Annotated in this window: 20 protein-coding genes; 9 read left to right on the top strand and 11 right to left on the bottom strand. The window is 72.7% G+C overall.

Going from position 1 to position 24,829, the window contains the following annotated elements; translation table 11 throughout:
* Positions 1 to 143 precede the first annotated feature (143 nt).
* From HQQ88_RS14755 to HQQ88_RS14745, 3 genes are read left to right on the top strand one after another with little or no spacing between them, the layout of a single operon-like run.
* Positions 144 to 1,163, top strand: coding sequence for a permease (locus tag HQQ88_RS14755; RefSeq protein WP_173169921.1), 1,020 nt, complete (start codon positions 144 to 146; stop codon positions 1,161 to 1,163).
* A complete protein-coding gene (locus HQQ88_RS14750) occupies positions 1,150 to 1,998 on the top strand; it encodes a TIGR03943 family protein (RefSeq protein ID WP_173169919.1) in 849 nt (282 codons plus the stop codon). Before HQQ88_RS14755 ends, HQQ88_RS14750 begins: the two co-directional genes overlap by 14 nt.
* Positions 1,988 to 3,430 (top strand): hypothetical protein, encoded by a 1,443-nt coding sequence (locus tag HQQ88_RS14745; RefSeq protein WP_173169917.1) that lies wholly within the window; start codon positions 1,988 to 1,990, stop codon positions 3,428 to 3,430. Before HQQ88_RS14750 ends, HQQ88_RS14745 begins: the two co-directional genes overlap by 11 nt.
* Before the next feature lie 78 nt (positions 3,431 to 3,508).
* Here HQQ88_RS14745 and HQQ88_RS14740 read toward each other — a convergent pair whose 3' ends face one another.
* Together HQQ88_RS14740 and HQQ88_RS14735 are read right to left on the bottom strand one after the other, a co-directional pair.
* Entirely contained in the window at positions 3,509 to 4,555 is a 1,047-nt protein-coding gene (locus HQQ88_RS14740; RefSeq protein ID WP_173169915.1) for an NAD(P)-dependent alcohol dehydrogenase, read from the bottom strand.
* A 114-nt stretch (positions 4,556 to 4,669) separates the two neighbouring features.
* Complete coding sequence (locus HQQ88_RS14735; protein WP_173169913.1) at positions 4,670 to 5,707, bottom strand: glycerate kinase; 1,038 nt, start codon at positions 5,705 to 5,707, stop codon at positions 4,670 to 4,672.
* Positions 5,708 to 5,825: 118 nt separating this feature from the next.
* Here HQQ88_RS14735 and HQQ88_RS14730 point away from each other — a divergent pair, with 118 nt between their 5' ends.
* The 6 genes from HQQ88_RS14730 (at position 5,826) to HQQ88_RS14705 (ending at position 14,108) form a co-directional block, all read left to right on the top strand.
* The gene (locus HQQ88_RS14730; RefSeq protein WP_173169911.1) at positions 5,826 to 6,953 is read left to right on the top strand and encodes an ABC transporter substrate-binding protein; all 1,128 of its coding nucleotides are present in this window, start codon (positions 5,826 to 5,828) and stop codon (positions 6,951 to 6,953) included.
* 80 nt (positions 6,954 to 7,033) lie between these two features.
* A complete protein-coding gene (locus HQQ88_RS14725; RefSeq protein WP_367917031.1) occupies positions 7,034 to 8,053 on the top strand; it encodes a FecCD family ABC transporter permease in 1,020 nt (339 codons plus the stop codon).
* A complete protein-coding gene (locus HQQ88_RS14720; RefSeq protein ID WP_173169909.1) occupies positions 8,050 to 8,853 on the top strand; it encodes a heme ABC transporter ATP-binding protein in 804 nt (267 codons plus the stop codon). Before HQQ88_RS14725 ends, HQQ88_RS14720 begins: the two co-directional genes overlap by 4 nt.
* The gene (locus tag HQQ88_RS14715; protein WP_173169907.1) at positions 8,850 to 9,842 is read left to right on the top strand and encodes a hypothetical protein; all 993 of its coding nucleotides are present in this window, start codon (positions 8,850 to 8,852) and stop codon (positions 9,840 to 9,842) included. The genes HQQ88_RS14720 and HQQ88_RS14715 overlap by 4 nt, the downstream gene beginning before the upstream one ends.
* Positions 9,843 to 9,898: 56 nt before the next feature.
* A complete protein-coding gene (locus HQQ88_RS14710; protein ID WP_111085395.1) occupies positions 9,899 to 10,474 on the top strand; it encodes a hypothetical protein in 576 nt (191 codons plus the stop codon).
* Between the two features lie 70 nt (positions 10,475 to 10,544).
* On the top strand, positions 10,545 to 14,108 hold the full coding sequence (locus HQQ88_RS14705) for an HtaA domain-containing protein (protein ID WP_173169905.1): 3,564 nt from the start codon (positions 10,545 to 10,547) through the stop codon (positions 14,106 to 14,108).
* A 57-nt stretch (positions 14,109 to 14,165) separates the two neighbouring features.
* Here the strand turns inward: HQQ88_RS14705 and HQQ88_RS14700 are convergent, their stop codons facing one another.
* The 9 genes from HQQ88_RS14700 to HQQ88_RS20230 all read right to left on the bottom strand — a co-directional run bounded on the left by HQQ88_RS14700 (position 14,166) and on the right by HQQ88_RS20230 (position 24,827).
* Positions 14,166 to 15,533 (bottom strand): M20/M25/M40 family metallo-hydrolase, encoded by a 1,368-nt coding sequence (locus tag HQQ88_RS14700; RefSeq protein ID WP_367917027.1) that lies wholly within the window; start codon positions 15,531 to 15,533, stop codon positions 14,166 to 14,168.
* On the bottom strand, positions 15,530 to 17,089 hold the full coding sequence (locus HQQ88_RS14695; protein WP_173169903.1) for an ABC transporter substrate-binding protein: 1,560 nt from the start codon (positions 17,087 to 17,089) through the stop codon (positions 15,530 to 15,532). The genes HQQ88_RS14700 and HQQ88_RS14695 overlap by 4 nt, the downstream gene beginning before the upstream one ends.
* Positions 17,086 to 18,222: an FAD-dependent oxidoreductase gene (locus HQQ88_RS14690; protein WP_254067121.1), complete on the bottom strand. Its 1,137-nt coding sequence runs from the start codon at positions 18,220 to 18,222 to the stop codon at positions 17,086 to 17,088. Before HQQ88_RS14690 ends, HQQ88_RS14695 begins: the two co-directional genes overlap by 4 nt.
* Entirely contained in the window at positions 18,219 to 19,487 is a 1,269-nt protein-coding gene (locus HQQ88_RS14685) for an FAD-binding oxidoreductase (protein ID WP_173169901.1), read from the bottom strand. Before HQQ88_RS14685 ends, HQQ88_RS14690 begins: the two co-directional genes overlap by 4 nt.
* A 101-nt stretch (positions 19,488 to 19,588) precedes the next feature.
* Positions 19,589 to 20,563: a class A beta-lactamase gene (gene bla / locus HQQ88_RS14680; RefSeq protein WP_173169899.1), complete on the bottom strand. Its 975-nt coding sequence runs from the start codon at positions 20,561 to 20,563 to the stop codon at positions 19,589 to 19,591.
* A gap of 26 nt (positions 20,564 to 20,589) precedes the next feature.
* A complete protein-coding gene (locus tag HQQ88_RS14675) occupies positions 20,590 to 21,600 on the bottom strand; it encodes an ornithine cyclodeaminase family protein (protein ID WP_173169897.1) in 1,011 nt (336 codons plus the stop codon).
* Positions 21,597 to 22,499: an ABC transporter substrate-binding protein gene (locus HQQ88_RS14670; RefSeq protein WP_173169895.1), complete on the bottom strand. Its 903-nt coding sequence runs from the start codon at positions 22,497 to 22,499 to the stop codon at positions 21,597 to 21,599. The genes HQQ88_RS14675 and HQQ88_RS14670 overlap by 4 nt, the downstream gene beginning before the upstream one ends.
* An 80-nt stretch (positions 22,500 to 22,579) precedes the next feature.
* The gene (locus HQQ88_RS14665; RefSeq protein ID WP_254067120.1) at positions 22,580 to 24,028 is read right to left on the bottom strand and encodes an MFS transporter; all 1,449 of its coding nucleotides are present in this window, start codon (positions 24,026 to 24,028) and stop codon (positions 22,580 to 22,582) included.
* Positions 24,029 to 24,209: 181 nt separating this feature from the next.
* Complete coding sequence (locus HQQ88_RS20230; RefSeq protein ID WP_123293481.1) at positions 24,210 to 24,827, bottom strand: GntR family transcriptional regulator; 618 nt, start codon at positions 24,825 to 24,827, stop codon at positions 24,210 to 24,212.
* Positions 24,828 to 24,829 lie beyond the last annotated feature (2 nt).

Here is a 24,829-nt window from a genome sequence, read left to right as displayed (position 1 = left end):
GAACCCGTGCGTTGTTGGTGGCTCCGTGCGGCGCTCCAGGCCTGCACCGAGCGAGCAACCCTGCACGGGGTGAACGAACTCGCACGGTGCGCAGGCGGCCGCGCGCGGACCGCCACGCAGCACGCGTCGCCTATCCTTTCCGGGTGACGACGACCACGCCGCCGCAGCAGCGCTCCCGCTCCCGTTCCCTGACGGGCCCGGGCCTCGTGCTGCTCGCCGTCGTCGTGCTCCTGGGGATCCGGCTGCTGTCCCCGAGCATCGGGATCGCCGGCCTGCCGGACGTCGTGCAGGACTTCCTGACGCTGGCGATCAGCGTGGTGGTCGAGTCGCTGCCGTTCGTGGTGCTCGGCATCGTGCTGTCGATCGTCGTCGAGGTGTGGGTGCCCGTCGGCGCGCTCGAGAAGGTCCTGCCGCAGAACGCCTTCGGCCGCCGCGCCGTGATCTCGCTGATCGGCATGCTGTTCCCGGTGTGCGAGTGCGGGAACGTGCCGCTCGCCCGCGGCCTGATGATGCGCGGGTTCACCCCTGCCGAGGCCGTCACGTTCCTGGTCGCCGCCCCCATCCTCAACCCGCTCGTGATCATCAGCACCGCGCAGGCGTTCGGCTGGTCCGGCTGGATCCTGCCGGTCCGGATCGTCGGCGGCTTCGTGATCGCGAACCTGGTCGGCTGGATCGTCGCCGCGCACCGCCGCCCGGCCGACCTGCTGCTGCCCGCGTTCGAGGCCCGCTGCCGCGCTGCGATCGGCGCACCACGGAGCCGGAACCGCTGGCGGGAGAGCGCCGCGCAGTTCGGCGGCGAGACCGCAACCATGATGCCGGCCCTGTTCGTCGGCGCCGGCCTGGCTGCGGCGATCCAGGTCGCCGTGCCCCGCTCCACGCTCGTCGCGATCGGCTCGAACCCGGTGCTGTCCGTCGCGGCGATGATGCTGCTCGCGATGACGGTGTCGCTCTGCTCGAACGTCGACGCGTTCTTCGCACTGTCGTTCGCCTCGACGTTCCTGCCCGGGTCGATCACGGCCTTCCTGATCATCGGGCCGATCATCGACGTCAAGATGATCGCCCTGCTCCGCACGACGTTCCGGGTCCGGTTCCTGGTGCTGCTCGCCGTCGTGTGCGTCCTGTTCGCCGGCGCCGTGGGATTGGTGATGAATGTCCTCGTCTGACGCACGCAGCAGCAACGCTCCGGCCTACCTCGGGCTCGGGTCCGTGCTGGCGGTCGCCCTGTGCACGCTCTGGCTCGCACTGGTGGGCCACCTCGACCTGTACATCAACCCGCGGTACTCGGTGTTCACGATCGTGCTCGCCGCCGTCGCGGTACCCGCCTCGATCGCGGGCCTGGTGGTCATCGCACGCGGCCACGGCCACACGCACGGTGACGACGCGGACGAGCACGAGCACGAGCACGAGCCGGACCAGGACCACGACCACGGGCGGCGCGGGCCCGGCCGTGGTCGCGCCGTCCGCCTTGCCCTCGGCGGAGCGGCCGCGATCGTCACGGTCGGGGTCACCGTGTCGATGCTGGTCCTGCCCCCGACGACGCTGTCCGCCCGCACCGCGCAGCAGCGGAGCGTGGACTCGGCGACCCTGTCGAACGCGACGGGCTCCGAGGCGGCGGTCTCCCTGCTCGGCAGCGAGGGCGTCGACACCTCGGAGTACGGCGTCAAGGACTGGGCGGCGCTGATCCGGCAGACCACCGACACCACGGCCCTGGTCGGCAAGCAGGTACGGCTGTCCGGCTTCGTCGTGCCCGGCCAGGACGGCTCGTTCACCCTGACCCGGTTCGTGATCAGCTGCTGCGCCGTGGACGCCCAGCCAGTCGGCCTCGGCGTGGTGACCGAGGGCGGCGACCGTACCGAGGCGGAGCCCGACGAGGGGCAGTGGGTCACGGTGACCGGCGCACTCGCGGCGAACCCGGACCAGTCCGCCGACGCCCGCATCGTCATCAAGGCCGCGAAGGTCACCGAGATCGCGCAGCCGAAGGACCCGTATGAGTACTGAGACGGGCACGAGTACTGAGACGGGCACGAGTACTGAGCGCACCGACCGCCGCCCGGTCACGCGCCGGTTCCACCGCCGGTACCTCGCCGTCGTGCTCGTCCTGGCGGTCGTCGCCGCGCTCGCCGCCGTCGTCGGGTCGCAGCAGGGGCCGCGCCTGCGCGACGTGTCGTACGACGCCACCGGTCTGGTGTCGCGCCCGGCGCAGCGGGTGATCCTGACGGCGAACCAGGCGCTGCAGCAGGTGTCCGCCGCCGACGTCCGGGTCAGCCCCGCGGCCGCGCACACCGTGACCTCGAGCGGCAACACGATCGCGGTCGAGTTCGCCGGACCCCTGGCCTACGACCGCGACTACACGGTGACGGTCGCGAACGTCCGGGCTCCGGGGCAGCGTGCCACCGCGGACCTGACCGCCGCGATCCGCACCGGCAGTACCGACGTCCTCGCCCTCGTGCCGGGAGCCGACGGTGCGAAGGACCGCATCGTGCGCCGCTCCCTCGACGCCGGCGGTGCGACGACGGTGTACCAGGGCACGGACATCTCGGAGTACGCCCGGCTCGGACGGTCCCTGGTGGTGGTCAGCGGCAGCGACGCGAGCTCCTCGGTCGACGTGGTCGCGCTGTCCGGCGGGGTGCAGGACCCGGACGCCCCCGTCGAGCACCTCACCCTGCCGTCCTCGCAGGGTCGGGTCACCGCGCTGCACGTCGCCGACGACGCGGCCTCGTTCGGGTTCGAGTACGCCGACACGTCCACCGGGCAGTCGCGGAACACCGGTCTGTACGTGGTCGACATGACGGGCACGCACCTGCCCACCGCGATCGCCGAGGACGGGAAGCCGCAGACGGGCGCCGTGCCGATGACGGTCGGGCAGTGGGCCTACGTGCCCCGGACCGAGAGCGCCCTGGTGCGGACGGGAAGCGACGACCTGGTGCTCGTCGACATGAGCGGCCGCGCCGACCCCGTCCGGCTCGGCAGCGCCAGGTACCTGCATGGCTTCGTCGGCTCGGGCACCACGGCCGTCGTCGAGACCGGCACGGGCATCGAGCGCCTCGACCTGACCGACGGCGCGAAGACGGCGCTGCGGGCGCCGGCCGCGAGCACCGACGCGGCGGTGCTCGGCAGGATCGCCCCGCTGACGGACGACACGTACCTGCGCGTGCTGGGGGACGTGCGGTCGGACGGGACCGTCTCGGCACGGATCGTGCGCGTGGACGGTGGGCGGGCCTCCCGGCTGCCGGTGACCATCCCCGACGACGCGAGCGTCACGGCGGTCTGCCCGTCTCCGAACGGTCAGTTCGTCGCGGTTGCGACGAAGTCGGCGACCGACGAGCTGGTGAGCATCGTCGACGCGACCTCCGGTGCGCTCGAGGCGAGCATCGACGCGGGTTCCGTCGACTGGTGCGGCGCGCTGCCGTCCGGCGACGAGGTCGGCTGACGGCCCGACGGACAGGCGGACAGACGGGAGGCCCGTTGCCGGCTGGCAACGGGCCTCCCGTCTCGCAAGTGGTGCCGACTACGCCAGCGTGGCCGCGTCGATCACGAAGCGGTAGCGGACGTCCGAGGACAGGACGCGCTCGTAGGCCTCGTTGATCTGGTCGGCGCTGATGAGCTCGGTCTCCGGCAGGATGTCGTGCTCGGCGCAGAAGTCCAGCATCTCCTGGGTCTCGCGGATGCCGCCGATGGCGGACCCGGCCCAGCTGAGCCGGCGCGGGATCAGGGCGAACGCCGGGACCTCGAGCGGCTCGGACGGAGCGCCGACGTTGACGAGCGTGCCGTCGACCTTGAGCAGGCCGAGGTACGAGCCCATCGGGATCTTCGCCGACACGGTGTTGATGATGAGCTCGAAGGAGTTCGCGAGCTTCTCGAACGTCTCCGGGTCCTTCGTCGCGTAGTGGGCCTTCGCGCCGTAGCGGAGCGAGTCGGCTTCCTTCGACGTGGTCTGCGACAGGACGGTGACCTCGGCGCCGAGGGCGACGGCGATCTTGACGGCCATGTGGCCGAGGCCACCCATGCCGATGACGGCGACCTTCGTGCCGGGGCCGGCCTTCCAGTGGTGCAGCGGCGAGTAGGTGGTGATGCCGGCGCAGAGCAGCGGCGCGACCTTCTCGATGTCGAGCGACTCAGGGACGCGGAGGACGAAGTCCTCGTTCACGACGATCGCCTGCGAGTAGCCGCCCTGGGTGATCGAGCCGTCGGCCGGGTCGACGCTCGTGTACGTGCCGATGTTGCCCTTGAGGCAGTACTGCTCCTCGCCGGCGACGCAGTTCTCGCACTCGCCGCAGGAGTTGACCATGCAACCGACGCCGACGCGGTCGCCGACCTTGTGCTTGGTGACGTTCTCGCCGACGGCGGAGACATGGCCGACGATCTCGTGGCCGACGACCTGCGGGTACTGGATCTGGCCCCACTCACCGCGGACGGTGTGGATGTCCGAGTGGCAGATGCCGGCGTAGGCGATGTCGATCTCGACGTCGTTCGCTCCGACGTCACGACGGGTGATGGTGGTCTTGACGAGCGGCTCGGTCGCTGACGGTGCCGCGTACGCGTTGACGGTGCGCAATGATCTCCTCGTGGGGGTGCGTTGCGGGCCGGTTCCGGCCCGCACCCAGTCTGATGGAGCGCGCCACAGCGTGGGAGGTTCCAATGGGGCTCCCCAGTGCGGGAATCGGAGTGGTCACGCCAGCCGTGCGAGGCGCTGGCCCGCGATCGTGGCGAAGCGCAGCGGGTCGGCCAGGGCGTCGTCCGGTTCCCCGGTGGTCTGCGTGGCGAGGACGGTGAGCGAGGCAGCGGCGGCGTAGTCGTCGAGCGAGGCCTCGATCGCGCCGGCGACGAGCATCGACCGGGCGCCGGGGGCGTGCGTCGCCGTGAGTGACCGCACCACCGAGGGGACCTTGCCGGCGGCGGACTGCCCGTCGTACCGGCCCTCGCCGCTGATCACGACGTCGGCGCCGGTGAGTCGGTCGGCCAGCCCGAGCACGTCGGCGACGCCGTCCGCGCCGCGGGCCAGGGTCGCACCCCAGACGAGCAGGCCGAAGCCGACGCCACCCGCGGCGCCGGCGCCGGGGCTCGCGGGGTCCACCGAAGGGAAGCGGGCGGCCCAGGCGGCCAGCAGCTCGTCGAAGAATGCGACCCGCGAGGGCTCGATCCCCTTCTGGGGTCCGAAGACCGCGGCGGCGCCGGTCGGGCCGAGCAGGGGAGAGGTCACGTCGGTCAGGACGGTGACGCCGAGCGGTGGCAGGGCACGCAGCGTGCCGCGGTCACCGTCGTAGCCGAGCGCCTCGAGCACGGGCCGACCGCCGTCGGTCGAGGCGCTGCCGCCGATGCCGAGCACGAGCCCCGTGGCGCCGGCGTCGAGCGCGGCGGCGATCGCCTCGCCGAACCCCCGGCTCGTCGCGGTGTCCGGCAGGAGTTCGTCGAGCAGCGGCAGACCGCTCGTCGCCGCGAGCTCCACCACCGCACGGCCGTCGGGCAGCGTGAGCCACCACGTCTCGACGGGGGTGCCGGCGGGCCCGGTCACGGTGACGGGGACCCGGACCGCACCGGGGACGGCGGTCGCGAAGGCATCGAGGGTGCCCTCGCCGCCGTCGGCCATCGGCACGAGCACCACGTCGTCGTCGGGGCGTTCGGTCAGCCAGCCGTCGCGGACCGCCTGGGCGACGGACGCCGCGGTCGCGGTGCCCTTGAACGAGTCCGGAGCCACCACGATGCGCACGGGACCACCGTAGCGGGGAGACGGCGACACGTGCTGGACAAGGTAGGCAAGGCTCACCTAAGTTAACGGTTAGGTGAGGCTCACCTAACTTCACGAACCAGCACTCGGGATCATCTCCATGTCGTCACTCCGTCGCGCCCTCACGGCCGCAGCGTCCGCCCTCGTCGTCCTCGCCGTGGCGACCGGCTGCACCGGCGGCGGCACCGGCACCGCGGGTGCGACGCAGGCGGCGGGTCGCGAGACGAGCGCGACGGACCCGGCCGCGAGCCTCCAGGCAATCGCCCCGGTGACCGACGCGAAGGACGTGACCGGCGAGCGCACCGCGACCCTGGCGACGGACCTGCCGCCGACGGCGAGCACGGTGGACGAGCCCGAGCTGCCCGTCACCGTCACCGACAACCAGGACACCGAGGTGACCGTCACGAGCGCGGACCGGATCCTCGCGCTCGATATCTCCGGCACGCTGTCGTCCACCGTGTACGGCCTCGGCCTGGGCGACCACCTGGTCGGACGGGACGTCTCGACCGGCTTCTCCGGCACCGAGGACCTGCCGCTCGTCACCCAGAACGGCCACGAGCTCTCCGCCGAGGCGATCCTCGCGCTCAGCCCGACCGTGCTGCTGACCGACACCTCACTCGGACCGTGGGACGTCGTCCTGCAGATCCGGAAGGCCGGCGTCCCCGTCGTCGTCCTGGACCCGCACCGGGACACCACGAACACCGACGCGATCATCGAGCAGGTCGCGACCGCGCTCGGCGTCCCGGCGACCGGCGACCGCCTGGCCGCCGAGGTGCACGCGCAGGAGCAGGCCGTCGCCGCGCAGGTGGCCCGGATCGCGCCGTCGGCTCGCGCCGACAAGCTGAAGATGGTGTTCCTGTACGTGCGGGGGAACGCCGGGATCTACTACCTGTTCGGCAGCGAATCCGGCGCCGACTCGCTCATCGACGCCGTCGGCGGGCGGGACGTCGCGACGGAACAGGACTGGACGGGCATGCGCCCCGTCAACGCCGAGGCGCTCGTCGCGATGCAGCCGGACCTGGTCATCATGATGACCAAGGGCCTCGAGTCCGTCGACGGCGTCGACGGACTGCTCCAGCGGGTCCCCGCGATCGCGAAGACGCCCGCGGGCGAGCACCGCCGCATCGTGGACATGGCGGACACGACGGTGATGAGCTTCGGGCCGCGCACGCCCGAGATCGTGGCCGCGTTGGCCGCGGCGATCTACGGTCCGGCCGACGCCTCGTGACCGTCCGGGAGGAACGGATCGCGCCCGCCACGCACGTCCCCGCCGCACCGGCGGTCACGTCCAGGTCGCGGGCCGGCCGCATCGCGCTCCTCACCATCGGGCTCGTGGTGGCGCTCGTCGTCGCGACGCTGGTGTCGGCGAGCGTCGGGCAGCTCGGGATCTCGCCCGCCGAGGTACTCCGGACCGTGGGCCGGTCGCTCGGGCTGCCCGTGGACGGTCCCGCCGACGACCTCGTCACCCAGGCGCTGTGGACGATCCGGTTCCCGCGCGTGGTGATGGCGCTGCTGATCGGTGCCGCGCTCGCCGCAGCCGGTGTGCTCATGCAGGCCGTGTTCGCGAACCCCCTGGCCGACCCCGGCGTCGTCGGGGTGTCCGGCGGCGCGGCGTTCGGGGCCTGCGCCTCGATCGTGTTCGGGCTGCAGTTCGCCGGGTACTGGACGACGCCGCTGATGGCCTTCGCTGCTGGGCTGGTCGCGACGCTGCTCGTCTACGGGCTGTCCCGTGCCGGCGGCCGGACCGAGGTCGTCACGCTCCTGCTCACCGGCATCGCCGTGAACGCGTTCACCGGCGCGGGGCTCGCCTTCCTGACGTTCCTCGGCGACCAGCAGGCGCGCGAGCAGATCGTGTTCTGGCAGCTCGGGTCCCTGAACGGCTCGATGTGGGACCAGGCCGCAGCGATCTCCCCCGTCATCGGTGCGGGCCTCGTCGGCGCCGTCGTGCTGACGCGCTCGCTCGACCTGCTCGCCCTCGGCGACCGGGCCGCGCGGCACGTCGGGGTGCGGGTCGAGGCCGTCCGGGTCGTCGCGATCGTCGTGGTCGCCCTGCTCGTCGGCGCAGCGGTCGCGTTCGCCGGCATCATCGCGTTCGTCGGGCTCGTCGTCCCGCACCTGATGCGGATGGTCATCGGCCCGGCGCACGGCCCGCTGCTGCTCGTCTCGACGCTCGGCGGCGCCCTGCTCCTGACGATCGCCGACCTGCTCGCGCGCACCCTGGTGCCGTACGCGGACCTGCCGATCGGCATGCTGACCTCGCTCGTCGGCGGACCCTTCTTCTTCTGGCTCCTGCGCCGTGCCCGCCGACGGTCGGGAGGCTGGGCATGAACGAGACGAGTGCTGTCGGCGCCGTGGTCGTCTCCGGGATCGGCGTCGTCGTCGACGGACGACCGCTGCTCGCCGACGTCGACCTGACCGTGCGCGCGGGCGAGGTCCTGGCGCTCGTCGGTCCGAACGGTGCCGGCAAGTCGACCCTGCTCCGGGCGATCGCCGGTGACCTCGCCCACAGCGGCACGGTCGCGATCGACGGCGTGCGCACCGGCGGCGAAGCACCGCTCGCGACCGCTCGTCGGCGTGCCGTGCTCGAGCAGGACACCGCGGTGGCCTTCGGGTTCCGGGTCGGTGAGGTCGTCCGGATGGGCCGTGCTCCGTGGCGGGGAACCCCGCGAGCGGTCGACGACGACACCGTGGTCGCGCGGGTGCTCGACCAGGTCGAACTCGCCGACCGGATCGACCAGGCGTTCCCCTCGTTGTCGGGCGGGGAGCGAGCCCGGGCCTCGTTCGCCCGGGTCCTGGCGCAGTCGACCCCGGTGCTCCTGCTCGACGAACCGACCGCCGCCCTCGACCTGCGGCACCAGGAGGCCGTGCTGGCCGTCGCCCGCGCACACGCCCGGGCCGGCGGCGCCGTCGTCGTGGTGCTCCACGACCTGAGCCTCGCCGGGGCGTACGCCGACCGCGTCGCCATGCTCGCCGGCGGCCGGATCGTCGCCGATGGCACCCCCACCGACGTCCTGACCGCCGACCGCATCGGCACCGTCTACCGACACCCGGTCACCGTCGTGCCCGACCCGAACACCGGCACGCCCGTCGTCGTGCCGTCCCGAACCCTCCAGGAGGCCTCCTCGTGACCACCCGCACCCGCCCGCTGCGGCTCGCGCTCGCCGGACTGCTCGTCGCGCTCAGTGCCGGGGGAGCCGCCCTGGTGGGCGTCGCCCCCGCAGCGGCAGCCGGCCGTGTCAGCGTCGCGATCGAGGGGCACCCCGAGGTCACGAACCAGGTCGACTCGACGTACCTGACGACGCTGCGCCTGCGCGGTTCCGGGTTCCAGGGCGTCAAGAACGGGTACGGCGGCATCTACGTGGCGTTCGGCACCGTGAACGGCACCTGGCAGCCGAGCAAGGGCGGGGCGACGGGCGCGGACTACAGCTACGTGCCCGACGACGAGTCGAACCCCACCGGGTACCTCGACTTCGTGGCCTTCGAGGGCAGCACCACCGCGTCGGCGGCGAACGGCGGCACGGTCGACTCCGCCACGGGCACCTGGTCCGCGACCCTCAAGGTCCCCGGTTCGACGTTCCAGGCGCTCGACCGGAACGGTGCCGCGAAGACCGTCGACTGCACGGTCGTGCAGTGCGGGATCATCACGATCGGTGCGCACGGCGTCGCGAACGCGAACAACGAGTCGTTCACGCCCGTCTCCGTGCAGAACCTGTACGGCAGCGGCGGCACGCTGGCCGGTGGCGGCACCAGGGCGACCACCGGGCAGGCGCCGGCCGACACGACGGACGCGGGCAGTGCCTCCCGTCCGTCCGCCGAGCCGACGTCCGAGGCGAGCGCCGACACCCGCGCGGCCACGAAGCCGTCCGCGCGGTCGACGACGAAGCCGAGCGCCACCGCGGAGCCGACCGCGTCGGCGACCCCTACCACGCCGACCGGGGCGACTCCCTCGTCGGCCGCGGCTGCCGATGGCTCCTCGGGCGGGATCGACCCGGGCGTGCTGCGGATCGTCCTCGGCGGCCTGTCCGCGCTCGTCGTGGCCGTCGCGGCGCTCGTCGTCTTCGCGATCGTGCACTCCCGCCGCACCGCACGACGCACCGCGACCGACGTCGCGCCGTAGGACCACCGGACCCGGGTGCTCACAGGGGGCGCCCACATCGAGAGGGAAACACGAACATGACACGAATCGCACGCTCGTTCGGGATCACGCTGGCGGCAGGGGTCGCCGCGGTCGGGATCGCCGTCCTGCCCGCGGTCAGCGCGTCCGCGGCCACCGCGGTCACGAACGACTACGGCGCCAGCCTGTCCGTCAGCGGTCCGGCCTCGGTCGTCACCGACGGCCCGGGGGCGCTCCACGGCGTCTCGGACGGCAGCGTCACGGTCACCGGCAGCGGCTTCGACGGGGACGCGCAGGGGCGCGGCTTCGGCGTCTACGTCGTCTACGGGCCCAAGCAGGCGGACTACGCCACCAACTCCGGCTGGTTCGGCTCCGCCCAGTGGGTGTCGAAGAGCGCGTTCACGGCCGGCGGCGGCTTCACCACGACGATCGACGTCGCGAAGTCCTACACCGCGGACCCGCACCACACCGGCGACGCGGCCGCGACCGTCAGCTGCGACTACGACGCCACGAAGACCGCGACCGCCAACGCTGCCCTCGGGCAGTACGAGTGCTTCGTCCAGACGTTCTCGGCGCACGGCGTCGCGAACGACCCGGTCGACCTCGACGAGGTCCAGGTCCCCGTCACCTGGTGACCCACGCGGTGCCCCGGGTCCGCCCGGGGCACCGCCTCCCCACACGCGCACCACCCGACCCGAGGAACCGATGCACACCCAGACCAGACCGGCCCGTCGCCTCCGCGCGCTCAGCGCCACCGTCGCCGCGATCATCGGCCTGACCGCGGCCGTCGCCGGCACCGTGCCCACCGCGGCGACCGCCGCCACCGCGGCCTCGGGTCCGAGCACGTCCGTCACGGGCGGCACGCTCGACTGGGGGTTCAAGCAGTCGTTCCGGAACTACGTGCCGGCCGCAGGGCAGTCGGTGTCCGGCGGTGCGTCGAAGAACGCCGACGGCACGTTCCGGTTCGCCGCGTCGGGCGGCAGCTACGACCCCGGCACGCGGAAGCTCACCGTCACGGGTTCCGGCGCCGCGGTGTTCGACTACCGGGCGCACACGTTCGTCATCTCGCTGCGCGACCCTGCGATCGAGCTCACGCCGACCACCGGCACCCTGACCGCCGGGGTCGACGTGCGGCTGGTGGACCCGACGACCGGTGCCACGACGTCCGACCCGGGGACGAAGCGCATCGCGTTCGCGACGATCGACGTCACCAAGGGCACCCGATCGGTCACCGACGGGGCGTACTCGTGGACCGGTCTGCCCACCACGATCACCGCGGCGGGTGCAGCGGCCTTCGCAGCCGACGTCACCGGCGGCGGCAACCCGACCCAGTTCTACGCCGCGGGCACCGCGCTGGACCCGCTCTCGGTCGCCGTGACGGGCGACTGGGCCGCCGAGGGCACGGACGGTGAAGGCGGCGCCGACGGTGACCAGGGGTTCAGCGACCCCGGCGTCCAGGGACTCGTGAGCACCGGCGTGCAGACCACGGTCGGTGACAGCACGATCGGCCGGGTCACCACGGTGGTGCGGGACGCCGCGCGCGCCCTGAACGTCGTGCAGGTACCGGCTGCCGGAACCGCCAAGGCGAGTTACTTGGTCGTGGACGACGACGGCAAGCGCGTCGCCGGGCCGATCGACCCCGGTGTCGCGACCTCGAAGCCGAGCGTCGACCCGTTCACCGGGAACATCGTCGCGACCGCGTCGTTGCCCGCCGCGGAGTTCGGCGGCACCGGCGCGAACGTCCAGGGCTGGGTCGTCGTCGTGCGCGGCACGGACGCCGCCTACCGGGACGTCGTGCACGTGAAGCCGTCCGTCGCGGTGCCCGCCGCGAAGGCGTTCACGATCGACCCCGCCGACGGCTCGATCGTCGCGCAGGTCGCCCCGGCCGCGAACGGCGGATCCGCGGGGCTGCTGCGGGTGGCCGCGGTCGGTGCGGGAGCCCGATCCGGGTCGGGTGCGGTGACCGAGGTCGGCACCAGCCCCGCTGGCGGGACCGTCCGCGCCGTCACCCGCACGGCAACCCTGATCGGCTCGGTCACCGGGACGATCTCGTCGGTCGGCGTCGACTGGACCGGCAAGCGCGCCGTCGTCTTCGACCAGGCCGCCGCCCTCGCCCGCGTCGTCGCCCTCGACACCGGAGCCTTGGTCGCCGACGTGTCGATCGGCGCCACCGCGACGTCCGGGGCCACCGGCGGGACCGTCGTCGACTCCCGAGGCCGGGCGTGGTGGAGCAACGACGGCGACGCCACGCTCCGAGCCGTCTCGTTGCGCGGGACCCCGGCCGTGACGACCTCGATCGACCGGGTCGGCGGTGCCGCGTACCTGGCCGTCGACGAGTCCGCGAAGCGCCTCTGGGTGTCGGCCGCCGGCAGCACCGACACCGGCAACGTCGTCCGCGCCTACGCGATCGACGGCAGCACCGCGCCCACGCTCGGTGCCGAGTACCAGCCCGGCACCACCTACACCGGCGACCCGATCGTGGTCGCCGCCGACGGCCGCGCGGTGGTCGGCGTCGTGAACGCCGCGACCGACGCCGCCGACCAGGGGCTCCGCACGTTCACGGTCGTGACCACCCCGACCATCACGGCGCAGCCGGCCGACGTCGCCGTGACGCTGACCGGCGCGACCACCGGAACCGACGGCAGCACGACCCCTGCCACGCCGCAGCAGGTGTCCTTCGCGGTCACCACGACCGGGACCCCGACGCCCACCGTGCAGTGGCAGCAGCACACCCCGTCCGGTTGGGCCGACCTGCAGGACGGCCCCTCGGTCGCCGGCGCGACGACCAGCACACTCCGCATCACGGCCACCGAGGGGCTGGACGGCGACCGGTACCGCGCGGTCGCCACGAACGTCCTCGGTGCGACCGTCGTCGGTCGGGTCGCCTCGGACACCGCGACCCTGCGCGTCACCGTGCAGGCGCCGACGAACCCGGGCGGCGGGAACGGCGGCGGGGGAACGGGCGGCGGCGGCACCGGCGGCGGGTCGACCGTGGTCGGTGCGGACGGGTCGATCACCGGGGCGGAGAACGCCCGGGGTGCCTCGACGAACGTGCGGCCGGCCACCGGCCTCTCGACCGCCGCGGCGGGCACGAAGCTCACCGTGACGGGCACCGGCTTCACGAAGAACACCAACGGCTCCGGGCTGTACGTGCTGTTCGGGTACGTCACGAAGCACCCGAGCGCCGGGGGAGCCGCCGGTGCGGGCTACGACTACGTCCCCGGGTCCGGCGGCACCGGGCAGGACGGCCAGGGCTTCGTCGCCTGGCCCGACAACACCGGCACCGGCGCCGCAGCGACCGCGAAGTTCAGCGGCACCAAGAACGCCGGCTTCACGCAGGGCGGCGTCATCGCGCGCTCCACCTTCACCGCCCAGTCGACGAAGCGTGTCGACTGCCTGTCCGGGGCCGTGCAGTGCGGGGTCCTGACCATCGGTGCGCACGGCGCCGCCGACGCCGCGCTCGAGACCTTCACGCCGGTGTACTTCGCCGGACAGACGGTCCCCGGCACCCTGCCGACCGGTCCGACCACGGGTGGTGGTACCGGCGGCAACGGCGGCACGGTGATCCAGCCGCCCGTCGTGCAGCTGCCGCCGGCCGCCACAGCACCGACCATCACGAACGCCTCGGACACGGCGCCGACGGCCGCGCCGACCGCTGCGCCGCGGAACACCGCCGCCCAGCCCCGGAACAGCGCGAAGGCCCCCTCGGCCGCCGAGCCACCCACGGCCCCCGCCGCGGACTCCGACGAGCTGGAACGCAAGATCGACGCCGGCGACATCACGACCGTCGCGGCCGCCGACGCCGGGATCCGCGACGAGGTCACCGCCGGTGATCAGCTCGAGCTCCGCCTGCCGTGGACGGGCGACGACGAGGGCGGGAGCGTGTGGACCTACTCCGAACCGGTGCAGGGCGACGACTTCACCGTCGAGGACGCCACGGCCACCGCCACGGTCGACACCACGGGCCTGGAGGTCGGCGACCACCACGTCGTGCTCGTCGGTGACCAGGGAACGGTCGTCGCGGTGCCGTTCTCGGTGACCGACGGCGTCGGAGCGGTTGCCCAGTCGGCCGACTCCGGAGCCGGGACCGTCACGGCGGCGGCAGACGACGGCGCGGACGGTGGGATGACCACCGAGACCCTGCTGCTCGTGGTGATCGGGTTCCTCGGCGGGCTCGTGGTGCTCGCGATCGGCCTGGTCGTGCTGCTGCTGACGGGAGTGCTGCAGGTTCGGACGCGGCGGAAGCCATCGGCACCTGCCGCCGCCTGACGCCCGAGCGCTGGCGTCGTGTGACGGCGCCAGCGCCTGGCCCAGGCGCCCGGCGGGTCAGCTTCCGGCCGCTCCGAGCCCTGCGAGGAAGGTCGCCTCGGCCAGGGCCATGTGCTCGATCTCGGACGGATCGACGCTCTCGTCCGGCGCGTGCACGTTCGCAGCCGGCTCGGACACCCCGGCCAGGATGACCTCGACCCCCGGGATCGCCCGCTCGAGTGTCGCGCAGAGCGGGATCGATCCGCCGCCGCCGAGGGAGCCCACCGACGACACCCGGTACGACGACGCCAATGCGCTCCGGAACGCCGACGAGTACTGCCCCGCCGTCGCCCGGAACCCGTCGCCCGTGCCCGTGACCCGCGCGGTGACCTCGACCCCGGCGGGCGCTCGCCGCAGCAGGTGCGCCACGAGTAGTTCGCCAGCGGCAGCGGGGTCGGCACCCGGCGAGACTCGGAGGTTCAGCGCGGCACCGGCGGTCGCCTGTACGGACGGCGACGATCCGGCGACCGCCGGCGCATCGATGCCGACGACGGTCAGCGCCGGCCGTGCCCAGACCTGGGATGCCGGGTCCCCGGACCCGATCGGCACCGCGCCGTCGAGCAGCCCGGCGTCGGCGGCGAACCGGTCGGCGTCGTAGGGCAGGCCGTCCCAGGTCTGCGAGGCCTCGAGCCCGTCGACGGTGGTGTCCCCGGCGTCGTCGCGCAGCGTGGCGAGCAGGGCCACCAGGGTCGCGACGGCATCGGGTGCGGCACCACCGAACATCCCCGAGTGCACGTTGCCGTGCAGCGCACGGACGCGCAGCTCGACGAACGCCGTGCCGCGCAGGGTGGTCACGAGCGCGGGGACCCCGACGGCGGCGTTGCCGGCGTCCATCACGACGGCTGTGTCGACGTCGGCGAAGTCCGCTGCGTGGGCGGACACGTACTGCTCGAGACCGTCGGTGCCCTGCTCCTCGGACCCCTCGACGACCACGACGAGTCCGACCGGGAACGATCCGTGCACGTCGAGCAAGGCCCGCAGCGCCACGAGGTGGGTGACGACCCCGCCCTTGCAGTCAGCAGCGCCGCGACCGTACAGGCGACCCTGGCGCTCGGTCAGGGTCCACGGGTCGCTCGTCCACGCTGCGAGGTCGCCCGCGGGCTGGACGTCGTGGTGGGCGTAGAGCAGGACCGTCGGAGTGCCGGGCGGCGCGGGGTGGGTCGCGAGGACCGCCTGCGAGCCGTCCGACGTCGTGACGAGGCGCGAGGTCAGGCCGAGGCCGTCGAACGCACCCCGCACGCGCTCGGCGACGCGGCGGCAGTCGTCGAGCGACTGCACGGCCGGGTCGTGGACCGACGGGATGGCGACGAGCGCCGCGAGCTCGTCGAGCCCCGCGGGCATCCCGGCGCGGACCGCGTCGCGCAGCGCTGCGTCGCCGGTGCTCACGAGCGCCCGATCTCCCAGATGCGGAACTCACCAGAGGCGTCGACCGACTTCGTCAGCCCGGTGAGCGACTTCTGCCCGATGACGTTCTCCTGCCCGGCGAGCAACGGGATGAGCGGCACGGACTCGGCGGTGTCCTGCTGGATCTCCTCGATCTGCTTCGTCCGCTCGGTCGCGTCGGCCTCGACCGCCTGCGCGGCGACCAGTTGCTGCACGGCCCGGTCGTCGAAGTGGTTTGCGAGCAGGTTGACGTCCTCGGAACCGTAGGCCGGCGTCAGGTACGAGGAGGCGTCGGGGTAGTCCTGGAAGAACCCGAGCTGGAAGACCGGGTACTCGCCCTTGCCGACGTTCCCGACGTAGGTGTCCCAGCTCGCCGACTGCAGGTCGACCGTGAACAGGCCGGTGTCCTCGAGCTGCTGCTTGATCAGTGCGTACTCGTCGTCCGACCCGGAGCCGTAGTGGTCGGTCGTGTACTCGATCGGCAGCGTGACGGGCGTGCGCACGCCGGCCTTCTCGAGGATGGCCGCGGGGTCGGCGCCGTCGTACTCCGTCTGGAACGCATCGGTCGCGCCGGTGAAGTCGGACGGCACGATCGAGTACGCCGGAGCGTAGGTGCCCTGGTAGACGTCCTTCGCGATCGCCGCGCGGTCGACGGTCGCGGCGACGGCCTGGCGGATCGCGGTCTTCTGCGCGGTGTCGTCACCGGGCATCGTGTCGAGGTTGAAGCCGAGGAACCGGACCTCGCCCGACGAGCCCTGGACCCGCTGCAGGCCGTCGTCCTCGGACAACGAGGTGACCTCGGTCGGCGTGAGCTGGCGGTACGCCACATCGGCGTCGCCCTCCTGCACCGCGAGCTTGAGGTCGGCGGACTTCGTGTACTGCTTGATCGTCACGCTCGACGACTCCGGCGCGGTGCCGTCGTACTCCTTGTTCGCCGTCAACGCGATGGTCGCCCCGCCGTCGGCGGACTGCTGCAGCGCGTACGGACCGGACCCGACGACCCCGTCGTCCGCGTGGACCTTCGTCCCCGAGAACACACTGCTGTCGACGATCGCCCCGGCCATGCTCGCCAGGACGTACGGGAACGTCTGGTCGTTCGCCTGCTTCAGGGTGAACGTGACCTCGTCGCCGTCGGCCGCCACGGACGCCATGTTGGCGAGCAGCGACCCCGGACCGTTCTCGGAGCCGATGCCGACCTGGCGCTCGAACGAGAACACGACGTCCTTCGCCGTCAGGGCGTCACCGTTCGAGAACGTGAGCCCGTCGCGGATCCGGCACACGTAGTGGGTGCCGTCGGTGAAGTCGCACGACTCGGCGACCTCGGGACTCGTCGTGGTCTTGCCGGCCGGGTAGGTGAGCAGGTGCTGGTACAGCTGCGTCTGCACCGTGTAGCTGCCGCGGTCCCAGGCGCCGGCCGGGTCGAGGGACGTGACGGGATCGGTCGTCCCGATCACCAGGCCGTCGGAGACGTCGGTGGACGCCCCGGTCGAGGCGCAGCCGGTGAGCACGGCGGCGACGGCAGCGGAGAGCGCGAGCGCGGAGAGGAGTCGGGTCGTCACGGGGTTCCTGAGTGGGATGGTTTCGAGAGGGAGAAACGGGGATGTGCGGCCCCGCCGGTCGCGAGGTCGGCGATCATGTCGCCGAGCAGCGGTGCGAACTTGAAGCCGTGGCCGGAGAACCCGGTCGCGACGGTGACGGGACCACGTCGGTCGATCACGAAGTCCTCGTCGGGGGAGCTGTCGTACAGGCAGCTGATGAAGGTCGGCTTCGTCGCGTCGACACCGGGCACGTACCGCGCGACGTAGGCCTGCAGCCGCTCGGCCTCGGCCGGCACGGGCGTGAAGTCGCGGTGGTCCGGATCGACGACGGGGCCGGTGCCGTGGAACCCGACCTTGACGCCCTCGCCCGGGGTGAGCAGGCCGTACACGTCGTCGTCGGCCGCCCAGTGCACGAAGCTCGGCCACGCCTGGTCCGGCAGACGGCTGGGGAAGTGCGCGGGCTGCTCCTGGGTGACGCGGATGGCCGGGAGGCCCGCCCCGCGTCCGGCGAGCAGGTCGCCGACCAGCGCGGGTGCCCACGACCCCACGGCCGCCACCACGGACGAGCTGCGGTGGGTGGACCCGTCGGACAGCGTCACGGTCACGTCGTCGCCGTGGTCGTCGAGCCCCGTCACCCCCGTGTCGAAGCGCAGCTCGGCGAGCCCCGTCCGTTCCGCCAGGGTGAGGAACACCTCGATGGCGCGGTCGGACCGGATGCGACCGGCCGTGGCGTGTGCGAGCACGTGCCCCTCGAACGCGATCCCCGGCCAGCGTGCGGCCGCGGCGTCCGGGCTGAGGGTCTCGTGCGGGATGCCGGCGTCCGTCAGTGCGGCGGCGATGGCGTCGACGACCTCGGCGCGGCCGTGGTCGACGGCCCCGGTGCGGACGATGAGCTCCTCGTCCGCAGCGCCCTCGAGCGCTTCCCACAGCGCCAGCGCGCGGGAGGTCAGGGCGACGTACTCGGGGTCGGCGTAGCCCTGCCGGAAGATCCGGGTCGCGCCGTGGGACGAGCCGTTGTGGTGCCCGCGTTCGTGCTGCTCGACGAGCAGGACGCGCTCGCCGCGGAGTGTGAGGGCGTATGCGGTGGCGGCGCCGACGACCCCGCCGCCGATCACGACGTGCGTCGGGGCCCGGTCGCTCAGCACGTCGCTCATGCCACGGCTCCGGCTCGTCGGGCGTCGGCCTCGCGCCGCGCTGGCATCATCGCCACCACCTCGGCCTCGGTCGGGGCCGCCGCCGGGAACCGTGCCGGGGCGTAGCGGCTCGCGTCGCCGAGGGTGGTCGTGCCCGTGACGCTCAGTTCCGCCGCGATCCGCCCGAGACCCGGGCCGTGCGTGACGCCGGACTCGTTGTCGCCACCGGCCACCACGAGTCCGTCCAGCTCGGGGATCGCGCCGACGATGAAGTTCCGGTCGGCGGTCATCGAGACGATGCCCTGCGTGGGGGTCTCGTCGACCCCGAGCGCGCTCGCGGCGGCGGGGAGCAGCCGGGCGACGATCGGGTGCAGGTACGTCCGCATGGCGTCGAGCAGGTCCGTGCGAACCGGTCGGCGGTCGGGTTCGTCGCTCCGGTCCGCACCGCCGACGTGCAGCGGCTCGTACCCGGGCCCGGCACCGTACGTCAGGCCGCCGCGGTGCTCACGGATCCACAGGCCGTGCAGCTCCGGCAGCATCAGGGTCGGCAGGGTGCCCGGCAGACCGAACGGTGTCGTCACGAGCCGGCTGGCGATGACCCGGACCGTCGGCAGCTCGCGCCCGAAGGGGGCGAGGAGGGCGTTCGTCCAGCTGCCGGCGGCGAGCACGACCTTCGCGGCGTCGATGACCTCGCCGTTCGCGGTCCGGACGCCCGTGACGGAGCCCCCACGGCCCTCCAGACCGGCGACCGGCGTGTGCTCGCGGATCTCGACGCCCCGCGCACGGACCGCGTGCACCAGCGCTGCGGCCGTGTCCGGCGCACTGATCTGGATGCCGTCCGGATGGAGGAAGCCCGCGGTGACCGCGGTCGGGTCGAGCCCGGGCACGAGGTCGGCCGCCTCGGCCGGGGTGAGCGTCCGCGCCCCGGCCGGCCGGAGCGGGTGCTGCTCGAACGGCGGCAGGTGGTCGGCCTGGCCCTGCTCGGTGACGGTCAGCCAGACGTTGCCGTTCTGCCGGTACCCGGTCGGGCCGTGGCCGGCGCCGGCGAGGTCGCGGTAGAAGTCGATGCCGTACTGCTCGACGTCGCGTTCGGACTCGTTCCAGTACCAGGCGTACCCGGCTGCCCACTGGCCGACGAACCCGGCACCCGCCGTGGTCGTGCCCCCGGCGACCGTCCCGCTGTCGAGGAGCAGGACCCGCTGCCCGAGCCCGACGAGGTGCCACGCGGCGCTCAGTCCGATGATGCCGGCGCCGACGACGACCACGGGGGATCCGGAGGAGGACATGGAGCGAGCGTAGTGTCCCGGGGTCCCCGACAGGTGTCGTTCATGACGCCGTGTGACGCGGTGCAGAACGGCGATCGCCGCCCCGGTCGATCAGCGGTCGATCAGCGGTCGAACGCGCCGAGCACCGCCGATGCCGACCGTGCCACCAGGGCGTCGTCGTAGGCGGCGTCGGGGTCGTTCCGCGTGGTCAGGACCGAGAGCACGAGCGGGTCGCCGCCGGGCGGGGTCACCCGCGCCACGTCGTTCCGGATCGGTCCGGCGCCCCCGGACTTGTCGACCACGACCCAGCCGTCGGGTGCGCCGGCCCGGATGAGTGCGTCGCCGGTCGCGTTGCCGCCCATCCAGTCGACCAGCAGCGCGGTGTCGGCGCGGTCCAGGGTGCTGCCGTCGAGCACGGTCGCCAGGGCTGCGGTGAACGCCGCCGGGGTCGTGGTGTCCTCGGTGCTGCCCGGCTCGATGGTGTTGAGGTCCGGCTCGCCGTGGACCACCTCGGTGGTGGTGTCGCCGAGCTCGGTCAACGCGGCGTCCAGGCCGCTCGGACCGCCGATGCGCGTGAGCACGAGGTTCAAGGCCGTGTTGTCGCTCATCCGGACGGCTGCCTCGGCCAGCTGCTCGTACGACAGCCCGTCGGCCACGTGCTGTTCCGTCACGGGGGAGTACCCGGCAGCGGCGACGTCCGCGGCCGTCCAGCGCACGACCTCGTTCCGGGCGTCCGCGGGTACCGAGCGCAGGAACTGTGCCGCGGCGAACGCCTTGATGGTCGAGGCGTAGCCGAAGCGTCGGTCGCCGTTGTAGGCGACCGTCTCACCCGTGACGGTGTCGGTCGCGACGACGCCGACCGTCGCGTCGTACTCGCGTTCGAGGCCTGCGAGTGCTCGGCGGACCGTGGCGGTGGTCGCGGCGTCCGTCCTCGGCGGCGGCGGCGTCCTCGTCGCAGGGGTGCTCGTCGGTGTGCTCGTGGACGGTGCGGACGACGTGGCCGACGCGGTCGGTCCACCGGAGCCGCCACCGGAGCACCCGGCGAGGACGAGTACGGCGACGGTGCCGCCGACGACCAGGGGGAGAGCACGGCGCATGGGAGCACCCTGCCGCTCGACCCTGGTCACACGCCGGGAACCGGCACCCCGACCCGGGCGACGGAGACCTGCGTCCCGACGCCCCGCTCGTGTGCGAGATCGATCAGCCGGGCGGCGACGGCGAGGTCCTGCGCGCCGAGCCCGACCGAGTCGAACACGGTGATCTCGTCGTCCCCGGTCCGGCCGGGTGCGCGTCCGGCGACGACCTCGCCGAGTTCCGCCGGGTGGAGGTCATGCGGGACCGCCCCCTCGACCACGGCCTCGAGCAGGTCACCCGACTTCGTCCAGGCGGTGGCCCGGCTGTCGACGAAGAGTGTGCCGCGTGCCATCGCCGCACCGTCGAGCTCCCGGTGCGTCGGGCGGGGACGGGCCCCGACCGCGTTCACGTGCTGGCCGGCGTGCAACCAGGCGCCGCGGACGATCGGGTCGACCGAGGGCGTCAGGGTGCAGAGCACGTCGGCCTCCTCGACCACGCGACGGACCTCCGGCGCGACCACGCACCGCCGGGCCACGTCCGGTCCGACGGCCTCGAGGAACCGGGTGACCGTCCCCGACGACCGTGACCACAGGACGATCCGCTCGAACGGTCGCGTCGCCTCGAAGGCACGGACGTGCTCGACGGCGAGGTTGCCCGCGCCGAGGATCCCGAGGGTCCGGCTGCCCGAGCGGGCGAGGTGCTTCGTCGCGACCACGGTGGTCGCCGCGGTCCGTGCCCGGGTGATCGTCATGCCGTCGAGCACGGCGACGCACTCGCCGGTGACCGACGAGGACACCAGGATCGTGGAGCGCTGCGACGGCAGCCCCCGCGCACCGTTGTCGGGGATGTCGGCCATCAGCTTGACGGCGACGAGCCCGAGCCGGTCCGAGCGCACGGCCATCGGCAGGAAGAGCGCGTCGTCGGCGCCGGTCAGGGCGACCGGAGCCGGCTGCTGCATCGCGCCGGTCCCGAGGTCGGCATGGACGGCCTCCACGGCCCCGACGACGTCGACGGCGTCGATGAGACCGGCGACGTCGGCGGCGCCGAGGACGACGGTCACGACGCGGTGACGACGGTCGAGGCGCCGAGCAGCTCCTCGAGCGACGGGGTGTGGGTCGTGAGGCCACCGTCGAACAGGATGCGCATCCAGCGGTCGGAGGCCTCGCGGTCGACGACCGCGGAGTCCCAGACGCCCCCGGCAGCCATCTCGTCGGCGGCCCGTCGCAGCAGGGCGGCGTCCTTCTCGGGCCACCGGGCGGCGAGCACGGCCGCGATCTCGGTGTCGGCGTCGCCCGCGGTGATCTTGGCCATCGCGGCGGCGATGCCGTCCATGAACCGGTCGACCCGGTCGCCGAGTTCGTCGATGCGGTCCGTGCGCGTGTAGTAGACGCTGTTCGGCATCACGCCACCGGCGTCGAGGTGCCGGAAGACGATCGTGCCCCCACCGGCGGCGACGAGTTCCTGGGCGGAGACGAGGTCGAGGATGATCGCGTCACCGAGCCCGCCCTGGTACAGCTCGATGAGCATCGCGGTCGACAGGTCGCGGACGAAACGGGTCGCCGCGACGTCGAACCCGGCCTCGCGGACGAGTCCGGCCGTGAACTCGTACGGGGCGCTGCCGCCGGCGCCGGGCGCCAGGACGACCTTGCCGGCGAGCCAGTCCAGCGTGATCGGGGTCGTCTCGTCGCGGGCGACGATGGTCATCGGGAACCCGTGGTTGAGCTGGCCCACGACGGAGAGCTTCCGCGGGGTCCCGGCGTACATCGCGGGGACCCAGAGACCGCCGAGGGCGAGGTCGGCCTCGTGCGAGTCGATGTCGTCGAGGACGCCGGTCCACGGGTCGCAGGCCTTCGCGGTGACGGACAGGCCGCGCTCGGCGAACAGACCGCCCACGTCGGCGACGTACTCGGGCAGGTAGTTGAGGCCGTTCGCGGTCGCCGAGATCTTCAGGGTGTCCATGGTGTTCTCCGATCGTGGGGTGGTGGGCCGGGGTGTCCGGCCCACCGGGGTGGTGCGGTTGGTGCGGGTGGTCAGGTGGGTCAGGCGGTGGTGGTCGTGAGGGCGTTCTCGTTGACGTCCTCGAGCGACCGGCCGCGGGTCTCCGGGGCGAAGCGTGACGCGACCACGAGGACCGCGTACATGACGGCGGCGAGTCCGAAGACGCCGGCGAAGGCCCACGAGCCGTAGAGCGCGATCGCGGCGAACGGCATGACCGCTCCGGCGATGTTGCCGATGCCGTTGACGATCGAGGCGCCGGAGGCACGGATCGCGGTCGGGTAGACCTCGGCGGTCCACGCCGCGAGGGTGGTGTTCGTCAACATCGTGAAGAACTGGAACAGGGCGCCGAGCACCAGGATCGCGGCGGTGTCGTTGCCGAAGGCCGCGAACGCCAGGGCGGTGAGGCAGCCGAGGATGCCCGCGACGGCGATGAGGGGCCGTCGTCCGACGCGGTTGGCGAGGAGCGCCGCTGCCGTGCACCCGAGGAGGGATCCGATGTTCATGATCATCGTGTAGAGCAGGCTCTGCGACACGGTGTAGCCACGCTCGACGAGCAGGGTCGGCATCAGGAAGTTCAGCGTGACCTGCACACCGAAGGCCATCCACGAGGCGACGCCGATGGCGATCGTCCGGCGGAGCACCAGCTTGTGGAACACCGCTGCGGGCGACGAGTGCAGAGCGACCGGGGGCAGGTCGGCCGGCGTCAGGCGCACCGGGGGAGCGGCGTCGGCGGGCGGGGTGAGCGTGTTCGAGGCGAGGACCGCGAGCGAACGGTTCGCTTCGTCGACCCGGCCCTTCGACAGCAGCCAGCGAGGCGTCTCGGGCAGCTTGCGGCGGTACAGGACGACGAACAGGGCGGGGATGGCGAGGATCACGAACGTCCAGCGCCAGACGTGGTCATCACCACCGAGCGGGGCGGCCAGCGGGCCGAGCAGCAGCAGGAACAGGCCGTAGGAGATGAAGTTGCCGATGCCGCCGGCGCCGACGTTGATGGTCGCGATGAGGCCGCCGCGGTACTTGGTGGCCACCATCTCGGACAGCATCGCGATGCCGATCATGAACTCGCCGCCGACGCCGATCCCGACGATGAACCGGCTGACGAGCAGCATGTCGAAGTTGAAGGAGACGGCGCTGAGGAGGCCGCCGAGCGTGTAGACGAGCAGGTTGAGCCCGAGTGAGAACCGCCGACCGTACTTGTCGGCGAGCCAGCCGGCCAGGAACCGGCCGACCAGCCCACCCAGGACGGTGGCGGTGTTGATCGTGGAGAGCTGGACGTCGCCGATGGCGAGCGAGGCCTTGATGTTGGTGGCCATGGCGCCGACGGAGTTCTGCTCGAGCGTGTCGAAGAACTCCCCGGCGAGGATGAGCATGAGGACCCAGAACTGGGCCCGGGTGAAGCCGATCGAGTCGAGGGCGGATCCGATGCCGCCTTCGGTTCGGGCAGCGGAAGCGGTTCGGGTTGGTGCGGTGGAGCGGGTTACAGCAGTCATTCGTAACTCCAGCGGGGGAAGAGTGAGGTGGATGCACCGTGCGGTCACTCTTTTGTATACGAAAAGCTGTTTCGGGCTGGTTTCGAACACGAGACGGTTCGTTACGGCTGCCTGAATCACCTGGATATTCAAGCATCCAGACGGGGCCACGCCAAGCTCGCGGGCTGTTTTGTATACGTTCTTACGGGTTCAGGGCCCGGTAGATCGCTTCGTCGCGGCGCAGGTGCTCGTCCATCAGCAGCCCTGCCTGCACCGAGGCGCCGCGCAGGATCGCGCCGGCGACGGCGGTGTGGTCATCGCTGCTCGATGCCACCTCGTCCTGCGTGACCCGCTCGAACGCCCACGCCGTCTGGTGGATGAGGTGGTCGATCATCGTCTCGAGCCGGCTGTTCCCCGAGGCTCGTGCCACCAGCCCGTGGAACGCGAACCGCGGTGACTGCGCGGCCTCGACCTCTTGGTCGGACCGTTGTTCGCGACCGACGGCACGGAGCAGGTCGGCGCACTCGCCACCCTGGCGACGGGCGGCGAGCTCGGCGGCCAGGACCTCGAGTCCTCGGCGGATCTGCATGAGCTCGATGACCACCTCGGTCGAGGAGTCGGCGACCCGGACGCCCTTGAACTTCTCGGACTCGACGAACCCCTCGGTCTCGAGCTGCCGGAGTGCTTCGCGCACGGGGACCCGCGAGACGCCGAAGCGTTCGGCGAGGGCGTCTTCCTTCAGCCGGGAGCCACGTGCGAGCGTGCCGGCGATGATCTCGGCCCTGATCGCCTTGAGGACAGATGCCGGCTTGGACTCCACAG

The organism is Curtobacterium sp. VKM Ac-2861, from assembly GCF_013204965.1.
Taxonomy (GTDB): domain Bacteria; phylum Actinomycetota; class Actinomycetes; order Actinomycetales; family Microbacteriaceae; genus Curtobacterium.
This window is presented reverse-complemented; position numbering and strand designations above follow the sequence as displayed.